At 62.8% G+C, this 18675-nt stretch carries 20 protein-coding genes; 7 read left to right on the plus strand and 13 right to left on the minus strand.

What is annotated here, in order from left to right; genetic code table 11:
- Positions 1–39: 39 nt before the first annotated feature.
- Positions 40–2079, minus strand: coding sequence for a methionine--tRNA ligase (gene metG / locus NLX68_RS16180; protein WP_254284790.1), 2040 nt, complete (start codon positions 2077–2079; stop codon positions 40–42).
- 156 nt (positions 2080–2235) lie between these two features.
- Between metG and apbC the strand changes: the two genes are divergently transcribed.
- Positions 2236–3330: an iron-sulfur cluster carrier protein ApbC gene (gene apbC, locus NLX68_RS16185; protein ID WP_254284791.1), complete on the plus strand. Its 1095-nt coding sequence runs from the start codon at positions 2236–2238 to the stop codon at positions 3328–3330.
- A gap of 192 nt (positions 3331–3522) precedes the next feature.
- Here apbC and NLX68_RS16190 read toward each other — a convergent pair whose 3' ends face one another.
- Positions 3523–3732, minus strand: coding sequence for a cold-shock protein (locus NLX68_RS16190; RefSeq protein ID WP_010221054.1), 210 nt, complete (start codon positions 3730–3732; stop codon positions 3523–3525).
- Between the two features lie 351 nt (positions 3733–4083).
- Here NLX68_RS16190 and dcd point away from each other — a divergent pair, with 351 nt between their 5' ends.
- A complete protein-coding gene (gene dcd, locus NLX68_RS16195) occupies positions 4084–4650 on the plus strand; it encodes a dCTP deaminase (RefSeq protein WP_010221055.1) in 567 nt (188 codons plus the stop codon).
- Positions 4651–4749: 99 nt separating this feature from the next.
- Positions 4750–4983, plus strand: a complete 234-nt coding sequence (locus NLX68_RS16200; protein ID WP_254284792.1) for a hypothetical protein — start codon at positions 4750–4752, stop codon at positions 4981–4983.
- Positions 4984–4985: 2 nt separating this feature from the next.
- Here NLX68_RS16200 and NLX68_RS16205 read toward each other — a convergent pair whose 3' ends face one another.
- From NLX68_RS16205 to NLX68_RS16255, 11 genes are all read right to left on the minus strand, one after another.
- Positions 4986–5750, minus strand: a complete 765-nt coding sequence (locus NLX68_RS16205) for an ABC transporter ATP-binding protein (protein ID WP_010221057.1) — start codon at positions 5748–5750, stop codon at positions 4986–4988.
- 23 nt (positions 5751–5773) lie between these two features.
- The gene (locus NLX68_RS16210; RefSeq protein ID WP_254284793.1) at positions 5774–6889 is read right to left on the minus strand and encodes a succinylglutamate desuccinylase/aspartoacylase family protein; all 1116 of its coding nucleotides are present in this window, start codon (positions 6887–6889) and stop codon (positions 5774–5776) included.
- 7 nt (positions 6890–6896) lie between these two features.
- A complete protein-coding gene (locus NLX68_RS16215; RefSeq protein ID WP_254284794.1) occupies positions 6897–7607 on the minus strand; it encodes an ABC transporter permease in 711 nt (236 codons plus the stop codon).
- Positions 7604–8332, minus strand: coding sequence for an ABC transporter permease (locus tag NLX68_RS16220; protein ID WP_010221060.1), 729 nt, complete (start codon positions 8330–8332; stop codon positions 7604–7606). The genes NLX68_RS16215 and NLX68_RS16220 overlap by 4 nt, the downstream gene beginning before the upstream one ends.
- A gap of 63 nt (positions 8333–8395) precedes the next feature.
- Positions 8396–9178, minus strand: coding sequence for a transporter substrate-binding domain-containing protein (locus NLX68_RS16225; protein ID WP_254284795.1), 783 nt, complete (start codon positions 9176–9178; stop codon positions 8396–8398).
- Between the two features lie 164 nt (positions 9179–9342).
- Entirely contained in the window at positions 9343–11379 is a 2037-nt protein-coding gene (locus NLX68_RS16230; RefSeq protein ID WP_254284796.1) for a c-type cytochrome, read from the minus strand.
- A gap of 192 nt (positions 11380–11571) precedes the next feature.
- Positions 11572–14013, minus strand: a complete 2442-nt coding sequence (locus tag NLX68_RS16235; RefSeq protein WP_254284797.1) for a penicillin acylase family protein — start codon at positions 14011–14013, stop codon at positions 11572–11574.
- Positions 14014–14190: 177 nt separating this feature from the next.
- On the minus strand, positions 14191–14391 hold the full coding sequence (locus NLX68_RS16240) for an SEC-C metal-binding domain-containing protein (protein WP_010221064.1): 201 nt from the start codon (positions 14389–14391) through the stop codon (positions 14191–14193).
- A 6-nt stretch (positions 14392–14397) separates the two neighbouring features.
- Positions 14398–14868, minus strand: coding sequence for an LEA type 2 family protein (locus tag NLX68_RS16245; protein WP_254284798.1), 471 nt, complete (start codon positions 14866–14868; stop codon positions 14398–14400).
- 5 nt (positions 14869–14873) lie between these two features.
- On the minus strand, positions 14874–15350 hold the full coding sequence (locus tag NLX68_RS16250; protein ID WP_010221066.1) for a YchJ family protein: 477 nt from the start codon (positions 15348–15350) through the stop codon (positions 14874–14876).
- 4 nt (positions 15351–15354) lie between these two features.
- A complete protein-coding gene (locus NLX68_RS16255; RefSeq protein ID WP_254284799.1) occupies positions 15355–15849 on the minus strand; it encodes a DUF6231 family protein in 495 nt (164 codons plus the stop codon).
- Between the two features lie 160 nt (positions 15850–16009).
- On the opposite strand from NLX68_RS16255, the gene NLX68_RS16260 reads away from it, so the two are divergent.
- The 4 genes from NLX68_RS16260 (at position 16010) to NLX68_RS16275 (ending at position 18643) form a co-directional block, all read left to right on the plus strand.
- The gene (locus NLX68_RS16260; RefSeq protein ID WP_010221068.1) at positions 16010–16702 is read left to right on the plus strand and encodes an OmpA family protein; all 693 of its coding nucleotides are present in this window, start codon (positions 16010–16012) and stop codon (positions 16700–16702) included.
- A gap of 97 nt (positions 16703–16799) precedes the next feature.
- Complete coding sequence (locus NLX68_RS16265) at positions 16800–17519, plus strand: OmpA family protein (RefSeq protein WP_254284800.1); 720 nt, start codon at positions 16800–16802, stop codon at positions 17517–17519.
- 97 nt (positions 17520–17616) lie between these two features.
- A complete protein-coding gene (locus NLX68_RS16270) occupies positions 17617–17892 on the plus strand; it encodes a DUF1145 domain-containing protein (RefSeq protein WP_010221070.1) in 276 nt (91 codons plus the stop codon).
- The gene (locus NLX68_RS16275) at positions 17885–18643 is read left to right on the plus strand and encodes a collagen-like protein (RefSeq protein WP_254284801.1); all 759 of its coding nucleotides are present in this window, start codon (positions 17885–17887) and stop codon (positions 18641–18643) included. Before NLX68_RS16270 ends, NLX68_RS16275 begins: the two co-directional genes overlap by 8 nt.
- Positions 18644–18675: the final 32 nt, after the last annotated feature.

Here is an 18675-nt window from a genome sequence, read left to right on the forward strand (position 1 = left end):
ATGAGAACGCCCCGGCCGCAATCGGCCGGGGCGTGAACCTTACTTGATGCGCTGGCCCGGCTTGGCGCCGCTGTCAGGGCTGAGCAGGTAGATCTCTTCGCCGCCAGGGCCGGCTGCCATGACCATGCCTTCGGAGATGCCAAAGCGCATTTTGCGCGGTTTGAGGTTGGCGATCATCATGGTCAGGCGACCTTCGAGCTTGGCTGGGTCCGGGTAGGCCGACTTGATGCCGGAGAACACGTTGCGTTGCTCGTCGCCGATGTCCAGGGTCAGGCGCAGCAGCTTGTCAGCACCTTCCACGGCTTCGGCCTTGAGGATCAGGGCGACCCGCAGGTCGACAGCGGCAAAGGTGTCGAAGTCGATCTCGGCCGATAGCGGGTCCTTGGCCAGTTCGCCATTACCGGTGACGACGCTGGTCTGGCTGGCCGCCAGGTCTTCCTTGGAGGCTGCGGTCATGGCTTCGACCTTGGCTGGGTCGATACGGCTCATCAGTGCCTTGAACGGGTTGAGCTGGTGGTTGCTCAGGCGGGTCTGATGGTCGGCCCAGGTCAGCGGGGCGACGTTGAGGAACGCCTCGGCGTCGGCGGCCAGCACGGGCAGTACCGGTTTGAGGAAGATCACCAGCTGGCGGAACAGGTTGATGCCCTGGGCGCAGATCGCCTGGACTTCGTCCTGCTTGCCTTCCTGCTTGGCCAGCGACCATGGCGCCTTGTCGGCGATCCAGGCGTTGGCGCGGTCGGCCAGGCCCATGATCTCGCGCATGGCGCGGGCAAAGTCGCGGCCTTCGTAGGCTTCGGCAATGCCTGGGGCGGCGGCAAGGAAGGCTTCGGTCAGCTCTGGTGCGGCGTCGCCGTCAACCATGACGCCGTCGTTACCCTTGTGGATGAAACCGGCGCAGCGGCTGGCGATGTTGACCACCTTGCCGACCAGGTCGGAGTTGACCTTCTGGATGAAGTCTTCCAGGTTCAGGTCGAGGTCGTCGACGCCGCGGCCAAGCTTCGAGGCGTAGTAGTAGCGCAGGTACTCCGGCGCCAGGTGATCCAGGTAGGTGCGGGCCTTGATGAAGGTGCCGCGCGACTTGGACATCTTCGAGCCGTTGACGGTCAGGTAGCCGTGCACGTTGATGCCGGTCGGCTTGCGGTAGCCGGCGCCTTCGAGCATGGCGGGCCAGAACAGGGCATGGAAGTTGACGATGTCCTTGCCGATGAAGTGGTACAGCTCGGCTTTCGAGTCCTTGGTCCAGAACGCGTCGAAGTCCAGCTCCGGGCGGCGGGCGCAGAGGTTCTTGAAACTGGCCATGTAGCCGATCGGTGCGTCCAGCCAGACGTAGAAGTACTTGCCCGGCTCATCGGGGATCTCGAAGCCGAAGTACGGCGCGTCACGGGAGATGTCCCATTCCTGCAGGCCGGCATCCAGCCATTCGGCGATCTTGTTGGCCACCGCGTCCTGCAGGGTGCCGCTGCGGGTCCACTGCTGGAGCATGGCCTGGAAGTCCGGCAGCTTGAAGAAGAAGTGCTGCGAGTCCTTGAGCACCGGCGTGGCGCCGGAGATCGCCGACTTGGGGTTTTTCAGCTCGGTTGGCGCGTAGGTGGCGCCGCATTTTTCGCAGTTGTCGCCGTACTGGTCTTCAGCCGCGCACTTGGGGCAGGTGCCCTTGATGAAGCGGTCGGCCAGGAACATTTCTTTGTCCGGGTCGAAGTACTGGGTGATCGAACGGGTAGCGATGTGCCCGGCGTCACGCAGCTTGAGGTAGATCTGGCTCGACAGTTCGCGGTTTTCTTCGGCGTGGGTCGAGTGGAAGTTGTCGAACTCGACCAGGAAGTCGGCGAAATCCCCGCTGTGCTCGGCCTGGACGGCGGCAATCAGTTGCTCGGGGGTGATGCCTTCTTTCTCGGCGCGCAGCATGATGGCCGAACCGTGGGCGTCGTCCGCACAGACATAAATGCACTGGTTGCCGCGAAGCTTCTGGAAGCGCACCCACATGTCTGTCTGGATGTACTCGAGCATATGGCCAAGGTGAATGGAACCATTGGCATAGGGCAGGGCGCTGGTGACGAGAATCTGACGTGGCTCGGACATGGGGGCTCGGCTACTTTTTTCGGCTACTTGAGATGAAACGGTGATCGGCCACTATAAAACGCCGGGAAATATATTTCACCCCATGGACGTATCTGAACAGGTATGACGGGTTAGCATAGTGGCCTGTTTTGCTCAGTCTTTATAACGGGAGTCTCCATGAGTGCCGTCACTCGCGCAGCCGTCGAAGCCGTACTTCGCCAGTACACCGACCCTTACCTGAACCAGGACCCGGTCAGCGCCGGCTGTGTCCAGGCCATCGATATCCAGGGCGATCGCGTCAGCGTGCAGCTGCAACTGGGCTATGCCGCCGGTCTGTTCAAGAACGGCTGGGCGCAGGTTCTGCAAACGGCTGTCGAAGGTCTCGACGGGGTGGCTTCGGCGCGGGTCGAGATCAACTGCGTGATCGCCGCACACAAGGCCCAGGCGCAGATTCCGGGCCTGGCCAACGTCAAGAACATCATTGCCGTGGCGTCGGGCAAGGGCGGCGTCGGCAAGTCGACCACCGCCGCCAACCTGGCCCTGGCCCTGGCCCGTGAAGGTGCGCGGGTGGGGATTCTCGATGCTGATATCTATGGCCCGAGCCAGGGCGTGATGTTCGGTATCGCCGAAGGCACCCGGCCGCAGATCCGCGAACAGAAGTGGTTCGTGCCGCTCAAGGCCCATGGTGTCGAGGTCATGTCCATGGCCTTTCTGACCGACGACAACACGCCGATGGTCTGGCGCGGGCCGATGGTCTCCGGGGCGCTGCTGCAACTGGTGACGCAAACGGCCTGGGACGACCTCGACTATCTGGTCATCGACATGCCGCCGGGCACTGGCGATATCCAGCTGACCCTGGCGCAGAAAGTCCCGGTGGCTGGCTCGGTCATCGTCACCACGCCGCAGGACCTGGCGCTGCTCGATGCCAAAAAAGGTGTGGAGATGTTCCGCAAGGTCAACATCCCGGTGCTGGGTGTGGTCGAGAACATGGCCGTGCACATCTGCTCCAACTGCGGCCATGCCGAGCATCTGTTCGGTGAGGGCGGCGGCGAGAAGCTGGCGGCCCAGTACGGTGTCGAGCTGCTGGCATCGCTGCCGTTGTCGATGCTGATCCGCGAGCAGGCCGACAGCGGCAAGCCGACGGCGATTGCCGAGCCGGAAAGCCAGATTGCCATGGTCTATCAGGAGCTGGCCCGTCAGGTCGGGGCGCGGATCGTGCTGCAGGAAGCAGCGGCGCCGGCGATGCCGAATATCACCATCAGCGAAGATTGATAGGGGCTTCATCGCCGGCAACGCCGGCTCCCACAGGGTTTCTACCATTCTCTGGATTATAGCCAGACCCTGTGGGAGCCAGCTTTGCTGGCGATGGGCTGCGAAGCAGCCCTGTTTTGATTTCTCGAATAGCAGGCATAAAAAAGCCCCACCTGTTAAGGGCGGGGCTTTTTTCAAGCTGTAAAGCGGAAGTTAGATAACTTCTACTTCTTCAGCCTGCATGCCTTTCTGACCGCGGGTAGCGATGAAAGAGACCGCTTGGCCTTCTTTCAGGCTCTTGAAGCCGTCAGCCTTGATGGCTTTGAAGTGTACGAACAGGTCGTCACCGGATTGTGGGGTGATGAAGCCGAAGCCTTTTTCATCGTTGAACCACTTAACGGTACCGGTTTGGCGATTGGACATGGTCTGTCTCCTTGGACAAAGTTAACTACGACTCAGGAAACGCCCTGGCCGAGACTGAGTGCAAAGAGGCAGAAAATTCATGAAGATGGGTTGATCGAAATCTTGCATCAGGTAGATATTCTCAGTGACACGTGCAGCACAGTGGCGTCACCTTAACCCTTTTTCCAGAACGTGCCAATGGTCTTGTGAAGCTTTCTCATAATTCATGACTGACGGTGCTTCAGGCCCCCGCGCAGGCCCCGTCATACGTGGATCCGACGGTTGATGTCGCATGGAACTTTGAACCCGGCGCCGGGCCCGGTAAGATGCCGCACAGAATTTTTTCACCACGCAATTTCAGGACACCCCGCCATGAGCATCAAATCGGACAAGTGGATTCGCCGCATGGCGCTGGAACACGGCATGATCGAGCCGTTCGTCGAGCGCCAGGTGCGCGGTGAGAGCGACAACCGGCTGATCTCCTTCGGCGTCTCCAGCTACGGCTACGACGTGCGCTGCGCCGACGAGTTCAAGGTGTTCACCAACATCAACTCGGCGACCGTCGATCCGAAAAACTTCGATGCCGGCAGCTTTGTCGACGTCAAGAGCGACGTCTGCATCATCCCGCCGAACTCCTTCGCCCTGGCCCGCACCGTCGAATACTTCCGTATCCCGCGTAACGTGCTGACCATCTGCCTGGGCAAGAGCACCTACGCCCGCTGCGGCATCATCGTCAACGTCACCCCGCTTGAGCCGGAGTGGGAAGGCCACGTGACCCTGGAGTTCTCCAACACCACCACGCTGCCGGCAAAGATCTACGCCAACGAAGGCGTGGCGCAGATGCTCTTCCTCGAATCCGATGAAGAATGCGAAGTGTCCTACAAGGATCGTGGCGGCAAATACCAGGGCCAGCGCGGCGTTACCTTGCCACGCACCTGAGGCGACAAAGCGAGGGAATTCCTCGCCCCCGGCATACTCCAATGAGTTGAACTGCTCCGCTCGGCAACACGCCTGGCGGACGTCAACCAGGAGCAGCCCATGAAACTCGACCCGACCATCAGTGCCAAGCTGGCCGTGCTGCAGCCCAACAGCGTTGGGGTGCTGGCCTGGTCGTTGCTGGCCCATCCGCACCCGCATAGCGTGCAGGCGGGCGGCGTGCCCGGTCAGCCTGACCCGGACACCCCCGATTCACCGCAACCGGGTGAACATCCGCCGATGGAGCCGGGCGAGCCGACCTTGCCCGACGAGCCGCCACCACAGCCGATCGCCTGACCCTACTTGAGGTTGCCGCTCAGGAACTGACGCAAGCGCTCGCTCTTCGGATTGCCCAGCACCTCTTCCGGCGGCCCTTGTTCCTCCACCAGGCCCTGGTGAAGGAACATCACCTGGCTCGCCACTTTGCGCGCGAAGGCCATTTCGTGGGTGACCATGATCATGGTCCGGCCTTCTTCGGCCAGGCCCTGAATCACCCGCAGCACTTCGCCGACCAGCTCCGGGTCGAGGGCCGAGGTCGGTTCGTCGAACAGCATGACTTCCGGCTCCATGGCCAGCGCCCGGGCAATCGCTACCCGTTGCTGCTGGCCGCCGGAGAGGAACGCCGGGAACTGATCCGCCACCCGCGGCGCCAGACCAACCTTGTCCAGATAGCGGCGGGCGCGTTCTTCGGCCTCATGCTTGCTCACCCCCAGTACCCGCCGCGGCGCCATGGCGATGTTGTCGAGTACGCTCAGGTGGCTCCACAGGTTGAAGTGCTGGAACACCATGGCCAGGCGCGTGCGCAGGCGCTGCAACTCGTCCGGGTCGGTGACATGCAGGCCATGATGGTCGTGGGTCATGTGCACCGGCTTGCCGTCGAGGGTCATGCTGCCCTCGTTGGGTTGTTCGAGGAAGTTGATGCAGCGCAGGAAGGTACTCTTGCCCGAGCCGCTGGCGCCGATCAGACAGATCACGTCGCCGGTCTTGGCCTTGAGCGAAACGCCCTTGAGCACGTGATGCTCGCCGTAGCGTTTGTGCAGGTCTTCGATGGTCAGTTTGTACATGCGCAGGCTCTAAAGGTAAGGGTTCAAGGCGACAACAGGTAGCCGCTGCGATAGGCCTGGTTGCCTGCCACATGGGCAACGACCATGCCAGCGGTGGCCATGCGCCGCAGCGAGCGGGCATAGAGCAGGCCGGGCTGGGTATTGCGCACCGGGGTTACCCGGTCGCTGAGCGGGTCGATGATTTCAGCGATCAACTCATTGGCTTGCAGGTACTGGCCCGGTTTGGCGTGAAACACCAGCAAGCCGCCCAGGGGCGTTGCCACAGGCTCCACACCGGCTAGCGGCGTTGCCGGGTAGCTCAGGGCGGGCAGGGCGGCGGGCTCGCCTTCAATGGCGCCGTAGCGGGTCAGGTAATCGAGGATTGCTGTGCAGTCCTGTTCCGCCAGTGGATGGCTGACATCGCCCTGGCCACGCAATTCGACGGTCACCGAGAAGCTGCCCTGGGGGATCGGGAACTGCTTGGCGAAACGCTGCTGCAATTGCCACCAGACCAGGGTAAAGCACTCATCGAAGGACTGGCCGCCCGAGTCGGTGGCCAGCAGGCTGGCCTGGGCTCCCAGGTAACGTGACAACGGCTCGACCTGTGGCCAGGCCTCCGGGGTGGTGTACAGGTGTGCCACGGCCTCGAAATCGCAGTGCAGGTCGAGCACCATCTCGGCATCGCAGGCCAGGCGTTGCAGGGTCAGGCGCTGGGATTGCAGCGGGGTGTGGGCGACATGGGCGTCCAGGGCGCGGCGCAGGCTTTCGCGAATCAGCGCGACGTTGTGCTGCGGGTCCTGGCTCAGGTGATCGGCGACCTGGTCGCCGACCTGGTCGCTCAGGTCGACGAAGTGGCGGTTGAAGTTTTCCCCGCTCTGCAGCTCATAACGGCCCAGTGGTACATCCATCAGCACCTGTTCCAGGCCCACCGGGTTGGCAATCGGCACCAACACGATCTCGCGGCGCAGCAAGCCCTGGTCCTCAAGCTCAGCCAGGCGTTGCTTGAGGTGCCAGGCCACCAGCATGCCGGGCAGTTCATCGGCGTGCAGCGAGGCCTGAATGTAGATCTTGCCGGCTTGCGGGGGGCCGAAGTGGAAGCTGTGGATCTGGCGGGCAATGCCTGGAACCGGCGCCAGAATGTCGTGAGTCGAGTGATGCATATCAGTCCTAGTGTGTCGGTCCTAGAAAAGCCAGCCAGCGACGTTCGGCGAGGCGGAACAAGCCTACCAGGGCGAAGGTCACGCACAGGTAGATGGCCGCAGCGATGCTGAACGACTGAAAGGTCAGAAACGTGGCCGAGTTGGCGTCACGGGCGACCTTGAGGATGTCCGGCACGGTGGCGGTGAAGGCCACTGTGGTGGAATGCAGCATCAGGATCACTTCGTTGCTGTAGTAGGGCAGCGAGCGGCGCAACGCCGACGGCATGATGATATAAGCATAAAGTCTCCAGCCGCGCAGGCCATAGGCCTTGGCTGCCTCGACTTCGCCATGGTTCATGCTGCGGATCGCCCCGGCGAAAATCTCCGTGGTGTAGGCGCAGGTGTTGAGGGCAAAGGCGAGGATGGTGCAGTTCATCGCGTCGCGAAAAAAGCTGTCGAGCAGCGGTTGGGTGCGCACCGCTTCCAGGCTGTAGATCCCCGTGTAGCAGATCAGCAACTGGATATACAACGGCGTGCCGCGAAACAGGTAGGTGTAGAACTGGACCGGCCAGCGAATCCAGAAGCGCGGCGACACCCGGGCAATCGACAGCGGGATCGACACCACGAAGCCGATGGCCAGCGATGCGGTCAGCAGCCACATGGTCATGGCCAGGCCAGTGATGTGGGTGCCGTCGGTGTAGAGGAAGGCGCGCCAGTATTCCTGCAAGAGCTCGATCATCGGATGGCCTCCCGGGTACCGACGTTATAGCGCCGCTCCAGCCAGCGCAGGGCGACGTTCGAGGCGCTGGTGATCAACAGATAGATGAAAGCGGCGACCACCAGGAAGTAGAACAGCTGGTAGCTGCTCTTGCCGGCGTCCTGGGCGGCCTTGACCAGGTCGGCCAGGCCGATGATCGACACCAGGGCGGTGGCCTTGAGCATCACCATCCAGTTGTTGCCGATGCCTGGCAGGGCGAAGCGCATCATCTGCGGAAAGACCACGAAGCGGAAACGTTGCAGGCGTTTGAGCCCGTAGGCGGTGGCTGCTTCGACCTGGCCGCGGGGCACGGCGAGGATGGCGCCGCGGAAGGTCTCGGTGAAATAGGCGCCGTAGATGAAGCCCAGGGTGATGACCCCGGCGGCGAATGGATCGATCTCGATGTATTCCCATTCCATGGTGTCGGTCAGGGTGGTCAGCCAGGTTTGCAGGCTGTAGAAAATCAGCAGCATCAGTACCAGGTCGGGCACGCCGCGAATCAGCGTGGTGTAGGCCTGGGCGATCAGGCGTAGCGGGCGCACTGGCGAGAGTTTGGCACTGGCACCGAGCAGGCCCAGGCCAACGCTGACCAGCAGCGACATGAAGGACAATTTGATGGTCATCCAAGTGCCCTGCAGCAGCAAGGGGCCGAAACCCTTCAAGCTGAATGCCGAGAGCCCCAGAAATTGCAGCAGGTCTTCGAACATGAACCGAACCTATGCCAGTAGACGCGAACAGGTGGGAACCGGCGTGGCCGGTTCCCACATGGGTTATTTGCCGCTGTAGAGGTTCAGGTCACCGAAGTGTTTTTTCTGGATTTGGGCATAGGTGCCGTCGTCGTGTAACGCTTTGATACCTTTGTCCAGGAGAGCCTTGAGCTCAGTGTTACCTTTTTTGATACCGATGGCGGTCTTGGATGGCAGCAATTCGCTGTCGACCGGCTCGCTGACTTCGTAGTCGGCGCCTTTGGGCGACTTGAGGAAGCCCAGCTCAGCCTGGAGCATGTCCTGGATCGAGGCATCCAGGCGCCCGGAGGTCAGGTCGGCATAGACCTGGTCCTGGTTCTGGTAGGCCTGGGTCTTGACCCCGGCCTTGTCCAGCACGGCTTTGGCGTAGGCTTCCTGGATAGTGCCCTGCTCGTAGCCGACGGTCTTGCCCTTGAGCGAGGCCGGGTCGGCGGTCAGGCCGGAACCTTTCTTGAACACCAGGCTGGTGGGGCCGGAGAACAGCTCATTGGAGAAATCGATGGCTTTCTCGCGCGCCGGGGTAACGGTCATCGATGAGATAACGCCGTCGAATTTGTTGGCCTTGAGCCCTGGAATCATGCCGTCGAAGTCGCTTTCCACCCACTTGCACTTGACCTTGAGCTCAGCGCAGATGGCATTGCCCAGGTCGATGTCGAAGCCCACCAGGGTACCGTCGGCGGCCTTCGATTCGAACGGTGCATAAGACGGATCAACGCCGAAGCGCAGCTCCTTGTATTCCTTGGCCAGGGTATTCCCCGCAGCCAGACACAACGCGAGTGCGGAAAGCGTCAGCCATGCTTTTTTCATTGTGTGTCCTTGGATTCGCAAAGTGTTGGGGTGGCACAAAGCCGTTACCGGTCGATGCCAGACAACACAGTGATAGCAAGTTTCACACCATATTCCAGCCGGCCCCCACATTCTGTGGGAGCTGGCCTTGCCAGCGATGGGCCGCAGCGCGGCCCTGAATAGCCTCAGTAGCGCGCATCCACCGGCTTGCCACCGTTAGGCCAATCCTTGACCTTGTCCGGGAAGTCCGGCCGTGGTTGCTGCGAGAACCAGGCCGCGACATCCACCGCCTCCTGATCACTCAAGCCACCCTGGCCCAATGGGAACTTCTCGTGGAAGCCAATCGGCATGTTGCGTTTGACGAATGCGGCGGCGGTATAGGTGCGGGCCATGCCGGCGCCGATGTTGAACGACTGCTCGCCCCACAGCGGCGGGTACACCAGGCTGCCGTCTTCACGGGCCAGGCCCTCGCCATTGCTGCCATGGCACACCGCGCATTGCTCGGCATACACCTGCTTGCCGTTGTCCAGGTCCGGCTTGATCGCGGTATCGATCTTGCCGACCCCGCGTCCGGCCACTTTGTCGCCTGGCAGGGTGTTCATCTTCATCCAGTCGAAGTAGGCCACCATCGCCTGCATGTCCGCTGATTGCGGCGGTAGCGGTTTACCATTCATCGAACGACGGAAGCAGCCGTTGATGCGCTCTTCGAGGGTGACTTCCTTGCCCGCCCGTGGTGCGTAGCTGGGGAAGAATGCCGAGACGCCGACAAACGGCGAGCCATCGGCCACGGTGCCGGCGTTGAGGTGGCAACTGGTGCAGTTCAGCGCGTTACCGACGTTGTTCGGCAGCAACTCGCGGGTTTGCAGGTGCAGGCGCATGCCACGGATGACCTGGTCGGCGTTGGCAGCAGCCAGCAGGTTGGCCAGGCGCGGGGTTTCAAATGCCGTCGAGTCGGTGGTCTGCGGGTTGAGCTGCTCACGTAGCGTCTTCACCTGCTTGGCAGTAATCGGCGAGCTGTTGTTGCCCCAGCGGCTGCGCACGAAACTCAGGATCTCGGCGATTTCTTCATCGGCCAGGCGCGCAAACCCCGGCATGGTGTAGACCCGTGAGTGGGTGGCGGTCTGCGCGGTCTCCCAGCCAGTGAGGGTGATGTGCAGCAAGGAGGTCGGATTGGCCGAGGCGATGCTCGGGTTGCCGGCCAATGGCGGGAACAGGCCCTTGACCCCGCGTCCGTCGGGGCGGTGACAGTCGCTGCAGAACTGGGTGTAGCCCAGGCCACCGCGGCTGCTGAACAGGTCATCCGGTGCTGCGGCGGCCAGCGGGATGTCCGGCATCGGCAGGTCGTCCTTGCCCGGCGGCAGGGACTTCAGGTAGCTGGCGATGGCGATCAGGTCGCCATCACTGAAGTGCTGGGTACTGTGATGGATCACGTCGGCCATGTTGCCCGACACCGTGGCGAAGCGGTTCTGCCCGGTCTTGAGCAGTTGCACGGTGTCGTCGACGGTCCACAGGTTGCGCAGGCTCAGGGCGCGCCAGTGCTCAACGGTTTCGCCGGCGAGGAAGTGCTTGCCGCTGCGACCGGCGTCGCTCATGGCCTTTTCCTGGAAGGCGATGCCGCGTGGGGTGTGGCAGGCACCACAATGACCCAGGCCCTGCACCAGGTAAGCACCACGATTGAGCACCTCATCCTTGTTGGGGTCGGGCTCGAAGGGCTGGGTGTCGACGAAGGCGAAGTTCCACAACGACAAGCCCCAGCGCATATTGAACGGCCAGCTCATGTCCGCTTCCTGGTTGGATTGGCTGATCGGCGTCACGCCGTGCATCAGGTAGGCGTAAAGGGCGCGCATGTCCTCTTCGCTCATTTTCGCGTAGGACGGGTAGGGCATTGCCGGGTAGAGGTTGGTACCGTCCGGGGTAACACCTTCGCGCATGGCCTTGTCGAACTGTTCAAAACTGTAGCGGCCGATACCGGTGTCTGGGTCGGGGGTGATGTTGCTCGAATAGATGGTGCCCATGGGCGTTTGCAGTTGCAGGCCGCCGGCCATTTGCGGTGCTTGCGGGGCGGTGTGGCAGGCGATGCAGTCGCCCAGTTGGGCGATGTATTTGCCGCGGGCAAGCAGTTCGGGGTCGGCTGCCGCTGCCGGGGGCGGCTCACTGGCGAGTGCACAGAACGACAACACGGTCGTGGCCAGCAGGGCCAGACGGGAGAAGGCAGATGCCATTGCATTATTCCTTTAATCACCTGGCGTGGGGTGGTCCCCTGGGCGCAGGGCTGCAATCGTTTTTATGGTTCATCAGGCAGAGGCTGGTAACGAAACCGGCCTCAGTTTCGTTGTAAAGGATTTGGCGACGGGGGCTGTTGATATGGATCAGCGCAGCCGGCATTGCACCGGCTGCGGGTGGTTGTACCGGGTTTACTTGCCCGGCACCAGGGTCAGGCGCTTGCTGCCATAGGCGCGGTCGAAGTTCTGCGGCTGCACCGGCAGGCTCATGTAGCGGCCTTTGAACCAGGCATCCAGGCCGTCGGCAAAGTGCGGGCTGGCCGGGTTGCCGGACTGGCCGCTGCTGCTTTGCAGTTGCAGCGGTTCGACCTGGCCGAAGTCCACCACCATGCGCAGCGACGGTGCCAGTTGCGCGTTGAAGTCCTTGCCCCAGGCGTAGGGCGCCAGGTTCAGGGTACTGTGGTCACCACCGCTGGCCAACGGGCCGCGGCTGACGGTATCACCCAGGCCGTGGAAGGTCGGTACCGGCCAGCGGTACTGGTGCAGCTTGCCCCATTGCCAGGCGCGGTGGTCATTGCCCAGTTGCGCTTCGCCGGCGCTGACGGCCGCAGCCAGGCTGCGGGCAAGAATGGTCGGTTTGTCTTCTTTTTGCGCGGTTTTCTGATCGTCCCAGAACGGGCTGTCTTCGCGACCGAGCAGGTGGTCGGCCTGGGCCGAGTAGGACAACCGGGCATTGCCGACGAACGCCTGCCAGGTCAGGCTGGATTCGGGGCCCAGCTCGTCGAGGAAGGTCAGTTTTGCGCTTTCCTGCAGGAACAGCTCGTACAGGGCGGCATCTGCCGATGTGCTGCTCAGCCGGCCGTCAAAGGCCATCAGCCGGGTGTAAGCCTCACGGGCCCTGGTCCGCTGATCGGCGGGCAGGGCGTCGATCGCCTGCTTCAGGGGCTGGGCCATGCCGGGCGCTTCGAACATCTTTTTCAGCTTGTCGGCAAACAGCGTGGTCTGGTCGTTCTGCATCAGGATCAGGCTGCGGCTGTCATGTTTGCCATTGCCCGCCAGTTGCGCCAGGCGCTCGGCGCGCTCGGGGTAGTACCAGCTGTTGGACAGCTGCATGCCGTAGCCTTTGGGCACACTGCGCTGGTTGGCATTGCCAAGCCAGCCCTGGGGTGGGTCCTGGTCGTAGGGATGGAGCATCGGGTCGGCGTAACCGTCCCAGTCGTAGCGTCCGTCCCAGCCCGGTGACGGCAGCAGGCCCTGGCCTTCGCGGCGGTTGGGGAAGCGTCCGCTGACTTGCCAGCCGATATTGCTGGCGTCGGCAAAGACGAAGTTCAGCGCCGCGGCGCCGATCTCGCGGGTGTTGTCGAACGCGTGCTCGACATTCTGCGCCCGCGACAGGTTGAAGAAGGCGTCCAGGCTCTGGTCGCCCTTGAACTCGGGCATGCGCAAGGCCAGGCCCAGGCTTGCATTCTGCGGCTGGCCGAGCAGGGTGCCGTGGCGGGTGTCGTACAGCGTCTCACGCAGCGGGCGCTGGCCCTTGATGAAGAAGGTCTCGTTGCGGGCCTGGGCCGGCAGCCATTTGCCGTCGGCCTGGTACATCAAGCGGTTGCCTTCCTTGCGCAGTTTTTCCAGGAACAGGTCCTGGTTGTCGGCCATCACCGCGCTGGCGCTCCAGGCCAGCTTGCCGTTGTAGCCGGACAGCACCAGCGGCAGGCCGGCAATCGACACGCCAGCGGCCTGGTACTTGGGCGAGCGGATCTGCACCGGGCTCATGGCCCAGGCACCGAGGGTATCGCTGGCCATCAGGCTCTTGCCGCTGCGGCTGCGCTGCGGGGCAATCGCCCAGTTGCTGGAGCCGGCCGTGCCGAGCAGGTTGAGCGCGGCCAGTTGCTCGCTGGCCGCGGTCAATGGCGCCAGGCCCGCGAGCTGGGTGTTCAGGTTAAGGCCTTTGAGCTTGTCGGTTTCGGCCAGGGCCAGGGGCTCGTCAGGATAGCTGGGCAACAGCCAGGCCAGTTTGTCGGTGCCGACTTTCTGCGCCAGGCCCAAGGCGGCGAGTTCTTCCTGCAGGTTGACCGACTGGCTGAAGGTGTACAGGCAGAAGATCAGCGCCGAGTCCTCGGGCTTCCAGTATTCCGGGCGGTAGCCGCTCTGGGCCAAGGGTGCCGGCAGCTTGTCGCGGTAGCGGAACAGGTAGGCGTTGACGCCGCGGGCATACACCTCGAAGAAACGCTTGAGCCGTGGTGAGGCATCGGCATACAGCTGGTTGGCGCTGGCCTTGAGGTTGGCCGCGCGCATCAGGCGGTCGACTTCCAGCACATCGGCGCCGGCCATTTCCGCCAGGCGGCCTTGAGCCAGCAGGCGCATGCCGACCATCTGCCCGATACGGTCGCCGGCGTGGACATAACCCAGGGCGAACAGCGCATCGTGGAAGTTGCTCGATTCGATCAGCGGCATGCCCATGGCGTTGCGGCGCACTGAAACATTCTGCGCCAGGCCCTTGAGCGGCTGCACGCCTGAAGCAGGCAGCACGCTGTCACGCTGGCCGGCCATCTGGCAGCCGCTCAGGCTCAATAGCCCGAGCATCACAGCGGCTACGCCGAACCGGGGGGTAAAAGGGGGAAGGGCTGGCGCGGCCATGATCAGGCTCCTGCAGGGCGTGGCGGTAAAAGGCGCTACGTTAGTGAGCGCGATCACACCATGCAAGCGGGGCGCTGCCTTTATTTTCAGCAGTTGACGAGGCGTCGATCCTGCGGGGAGGGCTAGCGGCCGCGCCTGTGCTGGGCACAAGCACCGGCCACTGCTACAAGGCCGCTATCAGGCCCCGTGGCACTTCTTGAACTTCTTGCTGCTGCCGCATGGGCACGGATCGTTGCGGCCGACGTCCTTCAGGGCGTTGCGCACCGGCTCCTGGTGGCCGTGGTTGCAGTGCGGGCCGTGTACATGGCCGTGGTCATGGTCGTGATGATCATGATCGTGGTTGCAGTCAGGGCCATGGACATGGGGTTGCTGGGTCATCTTGGGTTACTCCGGAATAAGATCGCCGGGAATTATCTCACCACTGCGCGACAAGTGCAGGTCGCGGGCGAAGAATAATCCGCTGCTCAGTTCACCTTCCAGGCGATAGCGCAGTGGACCTTGGCTGCCTTTGAGCAGTTTTGCCAGGGGTTTGACCTGCTGCCAGAGGTTGGTGCGCACCGGGATCTTGAAGGTGCGCCGCGCGTGGGGGCCGACGCTACGCCAGAGGCTGGCTTCACCTGCGGTCAGCGCCAGGTCGTTGATCAGCACCTTGTAGCTCAGGTAACGGATGAACAGACGGCTGTCGTTGGGGTTGTCGACCTGCACATGGAGCACGAACTCCTGTTGCAGCAGGCGCATCTTTACCGGTTCCACCTTGAGCAGGTGCACCTGCGGGTCCTGATAGTCAGCGTCCAGCCAGCTGGCGCACCCCGCCAGTTGCAGGAGCAGAGCGCCAATCAGCAACAGGCGGGCCATCAGGCTCAGCTACCCAGGTAACTGGAGCAGCACTTCTTGAATTTCTGCCCGCTGTTGCACGGGCAGGGGTCATTGCGTGTGGCCTTGAGGCTGACAGTGGGGTCGATGAAATACCAGCGGCCCTGGTTCTGTACGAAGGCTGAGCGTTCGCGATGGCAATGCTCACCGTCGTTGTCGTGCCAGCGGGCGGTGAAGGTTACGAACGCATGTTCAGGCTTGCCGCCGAACACCTCGGCGCTTTCCACCTCAAGGCCCAGCCAGGTGCTTTGCTGGCTCCAGGCCTTGATCGCTTCGCGATCGAGCCCGGCCTGCTGCGCCGGCAGGGTGGTGGCTACCAGGTAGTCGACCAGCCCCAGCACGTAGGCGCTGTAGCGCGAACGCATCAGGGTCTGCGCGTCGGGGGCGGGAAGCCCTGCGTGATAATGCCCGCAACAGGTATCAAGCAGATCGCCGCTACCGCAGGGACAAACCGAGACACTCATTGCTTCACCACCAGTACTTGCCAAAATTTTCCGGGTTGGCCCAGAACTTGGCATTGAGCCAGTCCGGGACCTGTTTGTATTCACGTAGATCATAGGTGAACAGGTTTAGAACCTGCGCATCCCGTTGGAATTTTTCGCTGGCCTGCAGGGCCAGGGCGAAAAAGTCGGTTTCCTGCCAGCCGCAGGCGCTCAGGTCGGCCAGTACCGCCACGCGGCTGGCGTTGAGGTTACGGATACCCCCCAGCAACTGCAGACCGTCACGTTTGGGCAGATGCTCCAGGCAATCGACCAGCAGCGCCAGGTCGAAGCGTTGCGCCGCCAGCTCCCCAGGCAGCGGGCCGGGGCTGGCCACGGCGATTTGCACGTGCGGATGGGCCTGGGCAAACGCCTCCAGCGCCGGAAATCGCTCACCTATCAATAGCAGCCGCTGTGGCGCATAGCGATCGAGCAGGGCGGCAAGGGCCTGTTGCGGGGTGCGCTGGGAAAAACCGTCCATCATCGGGAACCCTCGGTCAGATCGGGCAAGATTAACGGTCTGGCGTCCCTTGGCATAGTGCCGCAGCGCCGCATCATGGCCTATTGCTGGCGGATATCAATGAGGCGGTCTTTACTCCCAGAGCATCGGTTTTGCACCGATTCCCCCTAGGAGATGCAACAAAATGAGCATAGTACGCACAGCATTACCTCTGGTTCTGCTAACCAGCGTGTTGACTGGTTGTGCAGGTTTGCAAAAAACCGACTGGCCGAAGTGTGCTGCCGTCGGGGGCGTAGGCGGCGCAGCCCTGGGCGCCATCGAGAGTTCCAGCTGGGCTGGCTGGGGCGCGTTGCTCGGCGCAGGCATGGCGGCGGGCTATTGCTGGGCCCATGGCGATGGCGACGAAGACGGTGATGGCGTGCCGGACAGCCGCGACAAATGCCCGGGTACCCCGCGTGGGGTACAGGTCGATGCCAACGGTTGTCCGCCAGAGCCCGTGGCCGTGGTCGAAGAAGTGGCCGTGGTCAAGGAAGAGGTCATCGTCATCCGCGATGTTCACTTCGAGTTCGACTCCGCCAAACTGACCGCTGCTGACAAGGAGCGCCTCAATACCATTGCCACGCGCTTGAAAAGCGAAGCGGCGAACGCTCGCTTGAGCGTCACCGGCCATACCGACAGCAAAGGCTCTGATACCTACAACCAGAAACTCTCGGAACGCCGTGCCCATTCGGTCACCGAGTACCTGATCGAGAGCGGTGTGCCACGCGCCAGCTTCGTCTCGGTGCAGGGCGCGGGTGAAACCCAGCCGGTTGCCGACAATGCCACCGCCGAGGGCCGGGCACAGAACCGTCGTACGGAAATTCGTATCGAGCGCTGAAACGCCGGCGGTCCGCGGCCTGCGGCTTGAGAAGTACTGCAGGCCGGTCTTTACTCCTGTGTGACCGGTAGAGGCCGGTGACACAGGAGCAATTCTCATGAGTGTTCTCTCCAAGGCCACACTGCCGGTCCTTCTGGCCGCAAGCCTGCTCTCCGGTTGCGCGACCCACAGCGATGGCAGCGCCCCACTCAATCAAAGGACCTGGCCTATCTGCAGTCTGCTTGGCGGTCTGGTCGGTGGCGGCCTGGGCGCCATCGAAAGTTCTGCCTGGGCAGCTGGCGCCGGTGCTGCCGGTGCGATTGCCGGCGGTTTGATCTGTTATGCCCAGGATGGTGATGAAGACGAAGACGGGGTGTTCGATCGTCGTGACCGTTGCCCCGACACGCCGGCCAATACCCCGGTCAGCCATACCGGTTGCCCGTCGCCGCAGTACCCGATGAGCCAGAAAGCGCCGGAGCCTGCAGCCACCTCGCAGGTCATCACCCTCAGCGATCAGGGGGCCGTGATGTTTGCCTCTGATTCGGCGCAGTTGACCAGTGCGGCCCAGCAACAATTGCAGGCGCTGGGCAGCAAGCTCAATGGCGCCAATGTGGTCAGCGTCAAGGTCATCGGCCACACCGATAGCCAAGGCTCCGATGCCTACAACCAGGCACTCTCCGAGCGGCGCGCGAGCAGCGTTGCCGAGTACCTGATCAGTCAGGGGCTGGCACCGTCGAAAGTCACCAGCCAGGGGCACGGCGAGAGCCAGCCCATTGCCGAAAACGACACCGACGCCGGCCGCGCGCAAAACCGCAGGGTGGAACTGCACCTTAATTGATCGAGCCACTGGCACAAGGAGTGTGTCAGCCGTTACTGTTGCAGGCGATGCCGGCGTGGCTGGCATCGCCACCGAAAAATAACAACGGGGGGCGCCTATGCAAGGCTTACTGGGGCTGGCCAAGGCCCTGACCGTGGTGTTCTGGTGGGTGGTGCTGGTGAATCTGCTGATTCCCCTGGAGCATCCCTTCCACCTGCTGATCAATGCCGCCGGTGCCGCCCTGCTTGGCCTGCACCTGCTGGAAGTGTTGATGTTCAATGGTTGCTTGCGCACGCGCAGCCATCGTTGGTTCGATCGCTTGCAGATCCTGCTGGTGGGTATTTTTCATGTCCTTTCGATTCCTGCACCCCGCAAGGAAGCTGCTCATGCGTAAATTGATCATTCTGGCTGCGTTGTTCAGCCCCCTGGCCCTGGCCGATGCCATTAGCGTGGCGAGCCATTCGGTGCTGCGCTTGCCGAACAAGTCCAGCGTCGTGCATTTGCAGCGCCTGGAGGTTGCGGACTCCGCCACGTTGTTGCTGCCAGCCAGCCTGGTCGACCTCAAAATCGATGAGTTGCACCTGGGGCATGACGCGCGGATTGCCATCGTGCCGGCCGACACCACCTTGCAGATCGAGGTGAGCCGGGCCAGTTTGGGCGAGGGTAGCCAGATTGTCGCCCATGGTGCGCCGGGGACCTATGAAAAGGCGGCGAAGGCCGGGCGCAACCTGGCGTTGCAGTTGCATGAGCTGCAGGCCTCGACGCTGGCCATTGATGCTCGTGGCGGGGCCGGTGCTCCGGGATACGTCGGGCTCGATGGCGCCAACGGCAAGCCGGGAGGTTGCACCTGGGGCCAGGCCAGCCGCGGGGCCAATGGCGACAATGGCGGCAACGGCCATGACGGCGCGCCTGGTGGCCGGGTACGGCTGGCGCTGCCGGCGGATTTCCCGGCCGAGCGCATCGTGGTTCAGGTCGATGGCGGCGCGCCAGGTGTGGCGGGAGCAGCCGGCAAGCCGGGGGCCGGTGGCTCGAGCAAGGGCTGCCTGGTTTACAGCACCGCTGGCGGTACCGCGGGCAAACCGGGTGTGGCAGGCCAGCCAGGTTTGCCCGGGGCGGCTGGGGAGTTGATTCTGCAGCGCCTGTAAAAACACACGCCGACCCGGTGGGCGCCGGCCTT

Origin of the sequence: Pseudomonas sp. SBB6 (assembly GCF_024213215.1) — a bacterium.
Lineage (GTDB): Bacteria > Pseudomonadota > Gammaproteobacteria > Pseudomonadales > Pseudomonadaceae > Aquipseudomonas > Aquipseudomonas donghuensis.